At 71.3% G+C, this 11,381-nt stretch carries 7 protein-coding genes; 6 read left to right on the top strand and 1 reads right to left on the bottom strand.

The window, feature by feature from the left end; genetic code table 11:
* Nucleotides 1–1,231 precede the first annotated feature (1,231 nt).
* The 6 genes from ACZ6WH_RS03395 (at nt 1,232) to ACZ6WH_RS03370 (ending at nt 10,174) form a co-directional block, all read left to right on the top strand.
* The gene (locus tag ACZ6WH_RS03395) at nt 1,232–2,629 is read left to right on the top strand and encodes a tetratricopeptide repeat protein (protein ID WP_469725617.1); all 1,398 of its coding nucleotides are present in this window, start codon (nt 1,232–1,234) and stop codon (nt 2,627–2,629) included.
* A 760-nt stretch (nt 2,630–3,389) separates the two neighbouring features.
* On the top strand, nt 3,390–4,286 hold the full coding sequence (locus ACZ6WH_RS03390; RefSeq protein ID WP_469725616.1) for a 2-dehydropantoate 2-reductase N-terminal domain-containing protein: 897 nt from the start codon (nt 3,390–3,392) through the stop codon (nt 4,284–4,286).
* Between the two features lie 78 nt (nt 4,287–4,364).
* The gene (locus ACZ6WH_RS03385; RefSeq protein ID WP_469725615.1) at nt 4,365–5,597 is read left to right on the top strand and encodes a glycosyltransferase; all 1,233 of its coding nucleotides are present in this window, start codon (nt 4,365–4,367) and stop codon (nt 5,595–5,597) included.
* Complete coding sequence (locus ACZ6WH_RS03380) at nt 5,594–7,402, top strand: right-handed parallel beta-helix repeat-containing protein (protein WP_469725613.1); 1,809 nt, start codon at nt 5,594–5,596, stop codon at nt 7,400–7,402. The genes ACZ6WH_RS03385 and ACZ6WH_RS03380 overlap by 4 nt, the downstream gene beginning before the upstream one ends.
* Nucleotides 7,403–7,473: 71 nt before the next feature.
* Nucleotides 7,474–9,231, top strand: coding sequence for a right-handed parallel beta-helix repeat-containing protein (locus ACZ6WH_RS03375; protein WP_469725612.1), 1,758 nt, complete (start codon nt 7,474–7,476; stop codon nt 9,229–9,231).
* A gap of 73 nt (nt 9,232–9,304) precedes the next feature.
* Complete coding sequence (locus ACZ6WH_RS03370; RefSeq protein WP_469725611.1) at nt 9,305–10,174, top strand: polysaccharide lyase; 870 nt, start codon at nt 9,305–9,307, stop codon at nt 10,172–10,174.
* A gap of 28 nt (nt 10,175–10,202) precedes the next feature.
* On the opposite strand, the gene ACZ6WH_RS03365 is transcribed toward ACZ6WH_RS03370, so the two are convergent.
* Nucleotides 10,203–11,219 (bottom strand): LacI family DNA-binding transcriptional regulator, encoded by a 1,017-nt coding sequence (locus ACZ6WH_RS03365; RefSeq protein ID WP_469725609.1) that lies wholly within the window; start codon nt 11,217–11,219, stop codon nt 10,203–10,205.
* Nucleotides 11,220–11,381 lie beyond the last annotated feature (162 nt).

The following is an 11,381-nucleotide window of genomic DNA, read 5'->3' as shown; positions in this document are numbered from 1 at the left end:
ACGCCCGGCGGGCGCGAGGGCGCAGGTCCGTCGGTACCGGACACGATTCGGCGGCGCGATCGTCGTGCACGCCCCCGCGGCGCGCACGGCCGGGGCCGGCCGTTCTTGTGCTGAGTGCTGGAGGAACACCCCCCGTTCCCTGTGTGCGCCCGGGCCCCCCGACCCTGACGCTTCCCCCCTACCGACCAGCTTGTCGTAACCCTGCATCGACGTCATGAGCACGGCTCCCCCTCGAGACGCGCATAGGTGGTGACAGCAGGTTAAGCACGCCCCGACTCGGGAACCATCCGGTGGCCGAACTCGGCGAGAACGGGTTCACCCACAGGTGTTCGTGCAGGTAGCAGGACGAAACAACGGAACCGCAGGACACCGCACGCCACGGTGCGAAGAGGGCGGACGGGCACTTCTGGAGTACACACCCGCGTGCGCCGCTCGCTGTCAACCCCGGAGTGCGCCCTACCGCCCGCCGTCAGGAGTGCCGTGCGGGGCAGGGGGCACGTCCCGGTGCTGAATCCCTCTGAGTGCCGGCTTCGGACGGTGTGTGATTTAGCCGACTCCCCGCCCCATGGAACCGGTCCGGCCGAGGAGGACTCGGTTCGTCCCGGCCGGGGCGCGCCGGCGCCGGTGCGGTTCCGGCCGTCTTCCGCGCCGGTACCGGCCCGCAGCACGTGCCGAACTTTCCGTGGCCGATGCAGGTGTTCCTCGTCGTGGGCGCGGGGTTGTGCCTCGTGGAAGGTTGTACTGCCGGACGCACTCGGCCGGATCCCGCCGAGTGCTTACCCTTTCCCGCCGATTCCCACGCACTCCGGAGGTGGGGCGTCGTTGGGCAGCACCTGCCCCGGAGCGCAAAGTAGCCGGTCACGTCAGGTGCATGCAGTGCTGGGGCGGCGCTGCGGTGTGGCGCATCGCGCACTCCCCGCACGGCTCCATCCGGCCGTAGCGCGCATGGCCAGGTCCCCGCGGGGCCACGCGTTCAGGCCCCGGGCCGGCTGGCCGGATCGGCCGTTGCGAGCCGCCGCCGGTGTGCCGCCGCCCGCCGTGCGACCTCCGACGGCGGTGCCCCAACGGCCTCGCGGCGGCGGTCCGGCGATGACTGGAACGTGTCCCGTCGGGGCATGCATCGTTGGCCTGGTACGGGTGGTGGCACTGCGGGGACCGGATTCCGCTCCCGGCGGCCGCCGGTCGTCCACCATCGCTGAGGGCAGGCGGACCGGCTACACAGGAGGGACCTATGACAGCGGACCGGCACGGGTACCGGATGAGCCACACCGGCGCCGATGCCCTCGTCCACTACGAACAGGCCCTGGATCACCTGCTGTTCTTCCGGCCGGACGTGGCCGGCTCGGCCCGCGCCGCGCTCGACGCGGCACCGCGGTCGGTGATGGCGCAGGTGCTGGCCGCGTACCTCGGCGTCCTGGGCACCGAGGAGAAGGACGCGGCCGCGGCCCGCGACGCCTTCCTCCGCTTCCGCGCCGGCCTGGACGAGGAGGGCCTGACCTCCCGCGAGCGGATGCACCTGGCCGCCGCCGAGGCCTGGCTGGGCGGGGAGATCCACCGCGCCGGACGACTGCTCGGCGACCTCACCGTCGCCCATCCCCGCGATGTGCTGGCGCTGTTCGCAGGGCACCAGCACGACTTCCTCACCGGGGACGCCCAGCGCCTGCGCGACCGTGTCGGCGGGGCGCTGGGCGCCTGGGAGCCGGACGACCCGCACCGCGGGCCGCTGCTGGGCATGTACGCCTTCGGCCTGGAGGAGTCGGGGCACTACGAGCGCGCGGAGGAGGTGGGGCGCGAAGCCCTCGCCCGCCATCCGCGCGACGTGTGGGCGATCCACGGCGTGGTGCACACGTACGAGATGCGCGGTCGCTTCACCGACGGCCTCCGCTTCCTCGACGCCCGCACCGACGACTGGTCGGACGGCACTCTGCTCACGGTGCACAACTGGTGGCACTACGGGCTCTACGCCATGGAGCTGGGCGACTCGGCGCGCGTGCTGGAGATCTACGACGCGGCGCTGCACCACGAGGAGTCGGCGGGCGTGGCGATGCAACTGCTGGACGCAGCGGCGATGTTGTGGCGGCTGTACTTGACGGGCGCGGACCAGGGCACGCGGTGGGCGCGGCTCGCCGACGCCTGGGAGCGCCGCGACGACGGTGCGCACTACGCCTTCAACGACGCGCACGCGGTGATGGCGTACGTGGGCGCGGGCCGCTTCGCGCTGGCCGAGCGGCTGGTGGCGGACCGGCAGCGCTGGCTCGCGGGGGCGGCGCCGGCGGTGTCCAACCGCGCGATGACCGCAGACATCGGACTGCCGGTGTGCCGGGCACTGATCGCCTACGGGCGGCAGGAGTACGACCGCGCCACCGACCTGTTGCTGCCGGTCCGGCACCGGCTGCACGAGTTCGGCGGCAGCCACGCCCAGCGGGACGCCGTCCAGCGGACCCTCGTCGAGGCGGCGCTGCGGGCGGAACGGACGGACCTGGCCCGCACCCTGCTGAGCGAGCGCATTCAGCTGCGCCCGGTCTGCCCGTACAACTGGTCGGCGCAGGCCCGGCTGGAGGAGCAGCTCGGCGATCCGGCGCGGGCCGCGGCGGCGCGCGAGAAGGCCGCCGCGCAGGCCGCGTTGTGATCGACGACCGACGGCGAGGGTTCCGGCCAGTGGCGGGGGCCCGGCGGTAGCCCGCCGGCGCCGGGCAGAGTTGGCCCCCGGCCCTGGTCAGCGCGGCGGAGCCGGCCTCCGCCGCGCGCTGCTGAGGAGCCGGCAGGGACGGGCGTGACAAGAGGCCTCGCCCGGTACTCCGGAATACATATTTCCACGCGTCTCATTACTGATCCCGGCGTGCGCGCCGGCGCTTGCCTATTCAGGACAACCTACTGAATTCACTGGCCGGGACGCGGCGGCGGCGAAAACGCTTGTCATGCCTTGGCGCCGGGTCCGGCGCCGCGGTGTGCGCCCGGCTCGCGTACCGGAGTTCCGGCCTGCCGGTTTTCCGCTCCGCGCAGTGCTTTTCCGCAGGACAATGACGCTCTCCGGCCCGGAGCGGAACCGGGCATGCGGAATTCAGGGCTCACGGCAATTTCCTGCCCTCTCAGTAAGTCGGCTTCTGTACTGTCCGTCCCGATGAGTGCAGAGTGCAGGGCACTCACATCGTCACGCAGTCGTACCGGGGCCATTCCGGCGGAGGATGCATAGATGCTGATCAGGCAGGGGGGCCTGACACACCCGGAGGCACCGCCCCGTACGGGCGTACCGGAATGCGCGGGCCCGACCCGAGCGCCATCGCTCCGACGGCCGTGACGGCGGACCGGTTCCCTCCGGCCCGCAATCTCTTCGTTACTACTTTTCGCGTCGCGCAGCGCACGCACATCCACCAGGAGGGGACAGCACCATGGCACGTATTTTCATCGTGGGTTCCGGTGTCGTCGGCACAGCCACCGGTAAGGGCTTTTTACACGCCGGGCACGAGGTGACCTTCATCGACATCTCGCCCCAGCGGATCGAATACCTGCGTTCGCAGGGCCTGGATGCGCGCGACGTGCTCGACCTGCGTAACGAACCGGACGGTTTCATTTTCCTCACGCTGCCCACGCCCAACGCCGGGCACCGCTACGATCTGTCCGCTTTCGAGGAGGGTACCGCGTCGGTGGGCGCGGCCCTGGCCGACGCCACCGGGGACCACACCGTGGTCGTCCGGTCCACCGTGCCGCCGGGCACCACCGAGGGCCTCGTCCTGACGCTGCTGGAGAAGCACTCGGGGAAGAGCGTCGGCGAGGGCTTCTCGCTCGCGGGCAACCCCGAGTTCCTGCGCGCCGCCACCGCGCTGGAGGACTTCCGGCACCCGTGGATGACGGTGATCGCCTCCCGCAGCCAGCGCACGGTGGAGCGGCTGACCGAGCTGCTGGCACCGTTCGGCGGGGAGCTGCGTACGTTCTCCAACCCGGCGGCGGCCGAGCTGGTGAAGTGCGCGCACAACATCTACAACGCGACGAAGATCAGCTTCTGGAACGAGATGTGGCTGGTCAGCCAGACCCTCGGCCTGGACCTGGACCCCGTCGCGCAGACCGTGGCACGCTCCGCCGAGGGTTCGTACAACCCGCTCTACGGCATTCGCGGCGGTGCGCCCTACGGCGGTGTGTGCCTGCCCAAGGACACCCAGGGCTTCCTGGGGCTCGCCGACACGCTGGGCCTGGACATGCCGCTGCTCAGGGCCGTCGTCCAGGTCAACGACACGCTGATCGAGCGGGCCGACCGCGAAGCGGACGAGCTGGCCGCCGAACTCGCCTGACCCACAGCGGACACCCCCCTCCGTAGCCCCACTCCCCCCTTGCCCGGCCTCGGCACACCCGTGAACGAGAACGGAACCATGAGTGCCCTACTAGACACCACGCTCTATGACTTCCGGTATTACCTGGTCTACCTGCCCCTGGGCATCCTGGGTCTGGTGCGCTGGAGCTGCTGGCTCGTGCGCCGCGCGCCGGCCGCCCTGTACCGCCCGGTGCGGAACGACTTCCGGCTGCCGATGAGCATCGTCGTCCCGGTGTACCAGGAAGACCCCGAGATCTTCGCGCACGCGATCGAGTCCTGGCTGGCCAACGACGTCGAGGAGGTCGTCCTCGTCATCGACGTCACCGACCACGCGTGCCAGGAGGTCGCGGCCCGCTATCCGGTGACCGTCGTCATCACCGACGTACCCGGCAAGCGCGACGCGCTGCGGCGCGGTTGGGAGGTGTGCAAGACCGACCTCGTCGCGCTGGTGGACTCCGACACCATCTGGGCGGAGGACGTGGCGGCCGAGGTGTGCAAGCCGTTCGCCGACCCGAAGGTCGGCGGGGTCGGCACCCGGCAGAACGTCTACAACCCGCGCGGCTTCCTCCAGCGCGTGAACGACATGTACCTGGACTACCGGTACTTCGACGAGAACGCGGCCCAGACCGCGGTGGGCCGGGCGGTCTCCTGTCTGTCCGGCCGGACGGCGGTCTACCGGCGCGAGCTGCTGCTGGAGATATCCGACGACTTCATGCACGAGACGTTCATGGGCGTGCCCTGCATGTCCGGTGACGACAAGCGGCTGACCACGCTGGTCCTGGCGGGCGGCCACCGCACGTACATGCAGCGCTCGGCCCGCGTGTGGTCGACGTTCCCCGGCACCTGGCGGATCTTCCTCAAGCAGCGGCTGCGCTGGTCCCGCAACACCTGGAGATCAGACCTCAGAGCGCTGTCGTCCCGCTGGATCCGGCGGCACCCGTTCCTGGCCTTCACCATGGCCGACAAGGCGGTGAGCAGCTTCACCCTGCTGGTCGCACCGTTCTTCATGACGTACGCGATCATCCGCCAGGACTGGTTCTTCGTGGCGTGCCTGGCCGCCTGGTGGTGGGTCAGCCGGGCGATGAAGATGCTCCCGCACCTGGTGCGCAGGCCGTCGTCGTTCTTCCTCGTGCCCGGCTTCGTGCTGGTGTCGTTCGTGATGGCCGGCGTGAAGATCTGCGCTCTGCTGACGATCCGCAGGCAGCGCTGGCTGACCCGGCAGGTGTCCGTCGTCAACGGTGTCGCGGTGCGGACCTCGCCGCAGGCCGCCGGTTCGGAGGCAGGAGCATGAAAACCGCATACCGCTTCGGGGCGGCCGCGGCCGCCCTCTCGGCCGTCCTGGCACTCGGCATCGCATCAGCGCCGCCGGCGGCAGCCGTCGGCGCTCCGGAGGACGTGGCCGCCTGGGAGCGCACCGGGCGGCCCGACCGGCTGATGGTGCTGCGGCCACGCAGCGTCAGCCTGCTGAGCGGCGGCAACCTGGTGCACCGGCTGTACCCGGGGACGCCGTCCGTGTCGCTCAGCTGGCTGGCCGCCAACGCGGGCCGGGAATGGGTGTCCCAGGAGCCCGGCGCGCCGTCCACGGTGCGGGTGCGTACGGCGATCCTGCTCGCCCCCGGCACCATTCTGCGTATCGACGACCGCACCAAGAAGGTGCTGCTGAGCGCGGGACGGGACGCCCGGTCGGGAACATGGATCACCGGCAGCCGGGCCTCGCTCGACGTCGACAGCACCACGCTGGCGTCGGTGGGAGCGGAGGGCTCCGGCCTCGCGCCCGCCGACGCACCGGGCCGGCCGTACGTGTCGATGGGCGCGGGTGGCCGGATGGACTTCCGCAACGCCACCGTCAGCGGGCTCGGCCGCATCGGTGACACCACCACCGCCGACCAGTCGGGGGTCACCTGGGCGCGGGACAGCACCGGTTCGGCCACCGGCTCGACGTTCGAGGGAAACTACACCGGGCTGCGGCTGGCCGGTTCCAAGGACGTCACGCTGAAGGATGTCACGGCGTCCGGGGCCACCGAGGACGGCATCGTGCTGAAGGGGGACCGCGGCACCAAGGCCGCCGGGCTGGCCGCCGACTCCAACGGCCGTACCGGTATCGCACTCGGTGGTACCGACGACCGCACGCTGACCGGCCTGACCACGCGTGACAACGACGGCGCCGGGATCAAGGCGACGCTCCAGCGCGGCCTGGAGCTGAACTCGCCCAACTCCCACTTCGACCAGGGCGGCGGCATCGACCTGACCTCCTGCCGGCAGTGCGTCGTACGCAAGGCCACCGTGGAGAGTTCGTCGCGGGCCGCGGTACGCGTCTCCGGCGGCGACAGCACGGTCTCCGTCGTGGACTCCGAGCTGACCGGACACAACGGCAGCGAGCCGGGGATCCTGCTCGGCGAGGGCATCGAGAGCGCCACGGTCTCCGGCGGTACGGTCGGCGGCTTCGACCGCGGCATCGGCATCACCGGCTCCCGGGTCCGCATCGAACGCACCGCGTTGTCCGCGAACCGCACCGGCATCGCCATCGGCGGCGAAGCCGACCATGTCGCGCTGCGCGACGTGCGGGTGGACGGCGGCGAGACCGGTGTGCTGGCCTCCGCCACGACCCGCCACATCACGCTCGACGACGTCCGGGTCACCGAGGCCAGCCGCAAGGGACTGGCCTCCAGCTCGCCCGGACTGCGGGTCACCGGCGGGTCCCTGTCCGGCGGGACGACAGCCGTCGACCTCGGCGCCCCGGCCCGCCTGGAGAAGGTCGCGGTCGGCAGCTCCCACCGCGGCATGCACCTGGCGCACAACGTCCGCGCCTCCGGCAGGTCCCTGGACGTGCTGGCCGAACGGCAGGGTGTCGTGGCCGACGCCGGGTCCCGGCTGGACCTCACCGATTCCCGTGTCCGGGCCCCGGTCGCGCTCGACGGGGACGGCGAGGTCAAGCGGCACGGCAAGACGGAGATCACGATGCCGCCGTTCCCGTGGCTGGGCTTCGCGGCGCTGGTGGCGCTCGCCCTGGCCGTGGTCCTGCAGACCCTCCATCACGTCCGGCACCGCGGCACCCCACGGCCGAAGGTCGCCGGGCACGTCGAGAACACGGCCTGACCCCCACGTCAGCCGTACCACCGATACCGGCCGCCGCCCCTCGGGACGGCGGCCGGAGAAGGAGTGCACACATGACCCACCGTTCAACCGGCGCCGGCCGCCGGCCCGAACCCCCGGCCGGCGGCGAACCGGTCTCGCCCGGCGGGCGCGCGGTACGCGGCCCCGCCAGAGCCTTGCGTGCCTGCACCGTCCTGCTGTCGGCGGGAGCGCTGATCACCGGCCTGACCGGCGTGTTCGCCCCGCCCGCGCAGGCCGCCGCGTGCAGCGGCCAGGTGCGGTACGCGTCCAGCACCAACACGGTCTACCTCACGTCCGGGACGGCGACGCTCCCCGACATCGCCCGGCAGTGCGCCAGTGCGCCGCTGTACGAGGTCGACGGCTCGCCCGGCACCTGGCAGCTGGACGCCAACCTGGTCGTCCAGAACGGCGCCACCCTGAACCTGCACGGCCCCGATGCCGGCGGCGACCTGAAGGTCCTGCGGCTGAACAGCCCGGCGAGCAACAAGCCCACCGAGGTCGTCTCCGTCACCGCGCAGTACGGCAAGATCGACATCGACGCCGTGGACATCACCTCCTGGGACACGGAACAGAACGGCCCGGACACCGACGCCTCGGCCGGCACCGGGGAGCGCGGCCGGGCCTTCATCCGGGTGCTGTCCTTCCTCGACACCGACGGCACGCCCCGCCAGTCCACGATGAACATCTACAACAGCGACATCGGCCACCTCGGCTACTACGCGGCCGAGAGCTACGGCGTGGCGTACAAGGCCCGGGGCTGCGACATCGACCACCAGGACGTCTGCGACAAGCTGGACGTACTCGGCGACCAGATCGGCAGCCGCTTCCACCACAACTACATGGGCACCTACACCTTCGGTGCCTACGGGATGACGTTCGACCGCAACGAGTACGACCACAACATCACGTACGGGCTCGACCCGCACGACGACTCCGACCACCTGACCATCACCGGCAACCACACGCACCACAACGGCAATCACGGGATCATCTGCTCCCAGCGGTGCGACAACCTGGAGATCGTCGGCAACGAGAGCGACCACAACGGCATACCGCCGTACGTACCGCCGGGCGACGACGACCCCTCGGACAACCAGGTGCACGGCATCATGCTGCACCGCGGCGTCACCGACTCCGTCGTACGCGCCAACGACGTCCACGACCAGCCCAACGGCGCCGGCATCGCGGTCTTCGACAGCAGCGACGACGTCATCGAGAACAACACCATCACGCGTGCAAAGTACGGGCTGCGCTACAGCGTCGGTTCCCAGGACATCAAGGCCTCGGGCAACACCGTCACCGACAGCGGGCTCTACGCCGTCTTCACGTACCAGGGCTCCGACAAGCCCATGTACACCAACGACACCGGCCGGCCCGCCCGGCTGGAGTTCACCGGCAACACCTTCGACGGCTCCGCGGGCAACGTCGCCAAGCTCAACCAGAGCGACGACCTGAACTTCTCGGAGAACACCTTCACGGGCGCCCTCGAGTCCGGTGTGCTCACCCAGTCGACCGCCGGAACGGTCTTCGCGAGGAACACCGCACCGGCCGACCTGACGCACTCCGTCAAGAGTGACGCCGATACCTCCGGGACGATCGCCTTCCACGACCAGAACCCCGTCAAGGTGCAGCTGGACCCGGCCAGTTCAGCGGCGTTCACCGCGAATGGCCTGAAAGCGGGCGCTTCGTACAAACTTGTCGCCGACGGCCGTACTGTGGCCACCGGCAAGGCGGACGCCAAGGGCAGCGTGACCCTGTACGCCAGGCCGACCAGCACCGCGGCGATGACGTACCGCATCAGCGCCGCCTGATCCAGACCGCCCCGTCGCAGGCCTCGCGGCGGGGCGGCCGACGCCCCCGGGCGCAGGAAGGGAGCAACGGCCCATGGACCGGAGGAAATTCGCCGCCGCGGGAGCGGCCGCCCTCGCCGCACTCCTCGCCTCGTGCTCCGGATCGGACGACAAGCCACCGCCCCCGCACCACACGGACGAGCCGTCCTCCCCCGGCTCCACCCTGGACTGGGACACCGCCGCCGTGGCCCGCTTCTTCGGCTCCGGGCTGCGGCCGCGCGAGGAAGGCTCCTTCGGCCTGGAACGCACCGTGCTGCGGCACCACCCGGTGTACGGGCCCGTGCTGCGGGTCCGCTATCCGGCCCGGTCCGCCAGCCCCACCGTCGCCCGGCGGTTCGGCCGCCCCGAGGGCGGCGCGCAGCTGTACCTGCCGCTGCGCTCTGGGCCGACCGACACCCTCCACCTGCGCTACTACCTGCGGTTTCCGCACGGCTTCGACTTCGTCAAGGGCGGCAAGCTGCCCGGTCTGTACGGCGGTTCGGTCACCGGCGGCCGGCACATCCCCGACGGCAAGAACGGCCTGTCCACCCGGTACATGTGGCGGAGCAAGGGCCGCGGCGAGGTCTACGCGTACCTGCCGACCTCCGTGGAGCACGGCACCTCGCTCGGACGCGGCAAGTGGAAGTGGCCGGTCGGCCGCTGGGCCTGCGTGGAGCAGTCCGTCCGGCTCAACACCCCCGGGGAGGACGACGGTTCGGTCGAGGTGTTCCTCGACGGCCGCCGGGTGCTGCGCGAGGACGACCTGGAGTTCCGCACCTCGAAGAAGCTGCGGATCGAGGGCGTGTTCTTCTCGACCTTCTTCGGCGGCTCCGATCCGAGCTGGGCCACGCCGGAGTCGGACTACGCGGACTTCGCGGCGTTCGCGGTCTCACACGAACGCATCGGGCCCGTCCGCCGCGGCTGAGCACCGGAACCGGCCCGCGTACGGGTGGTCAGGAGGACTCACGCACGACCAGCTCCGTGGGCAGGGTGATCCGCTGCCGCGGCGCTTCGGGATCGGCGATCTCGCACAGCAGGACGCGGGCGATGGTGGTGCCCAGCTCCTCGACGGGCTGGCGTACGGTCGTCAGCGGCGGGCTGGTGTGCCGGGCGATGAAGGAGTCGTCGAAGCCGACCACCGCCACGTCCTCGGGGACCCGCCGCCCGTGCGCCCGCAGCTCGGCCAGCGCGCCCACCGCCATCACATCGGAGGCCACGAAGAGGGCATCCAGCTCCGGGGCCCGCTCCAGGAGCGACCGCACGGCGGTCCGGCCGCCCTCCTCGGTGAAGTCCGAGCGGGCCACCAGCCGTTCGGCGGGCGGCGCGGCGGCCTCGCGCAGCGCCTCCTGCCAGCCCTGGAGCCGGCCGCGGCCGACGTCCATGTCCATCGGCCCGGTGACCGTGGCGATGGCCGAGCGGCCCCGGTCCAGCAGGTGCCGCACGGCCGCGCGGGCGCCTCCGACGTTGTCGGCGTGGGCGTGGCTCAGCGACTCCCCGGGCGAGCGGCGCCCGGCGAGGACGGTGGGCAGGCCCATGCCCTCCAGCAGCGCCGGCAGCGGATCGTGCTCGTGCACCGAGGCCACGAGCACGCCGTCCACCCGCCGCTCCGCCACCGATTCGGTGAGCCGGTCGCGTTCGCCCTGGTCCCGGACGAGGATCAGCTGGAGCTGGGTACGGGTGTCGGCGAGGCCGGTGCTGACGCCGCGGATGAGGGCCGCGAAGTACGGCTCGGCCCCCAGCCGGGACTCCGATTCCGGGATCACCAGGGCGATGGAGTTGGTCCTGCTGGTGACCAGGCCGCGGGCGACGGAGTTCGGGACGTACTTCAGCTCGTCGATGGCGGCGAGGACGGCGGCCCTGGCCTCGTCACTGACGAGCGTCGAACCATTGATGACACGGGAGACCGTGGTGCGGCCGACTCCGGCGCGCGCCGCCACGGTCTTTATGGTCGGCCGCTGTCCACCCGCCATCGCGCCTCCCCCGCCGTTGCCCGTCCCCGCGCCCGTCACCAGCGCATTGTGCCAGACCCTGCGGGCTGCCCGTACGGGCTTCGGGCTTCCGGCGAGCGGAGGGCCAACTGCCGTATGTGTTCAAGTCATTGACACAGGCCCCGACTGCGGCCACTCTTCCGG

It is taken from the genome of Streptomyces sp. NPDC050806 (assembly GCF_055586425.1).
The sequence above is the reverse complement of the archived record's forward strand: the minus strand, read 5'-3'. Positions and strand labels throughout refer to the sequence as shown.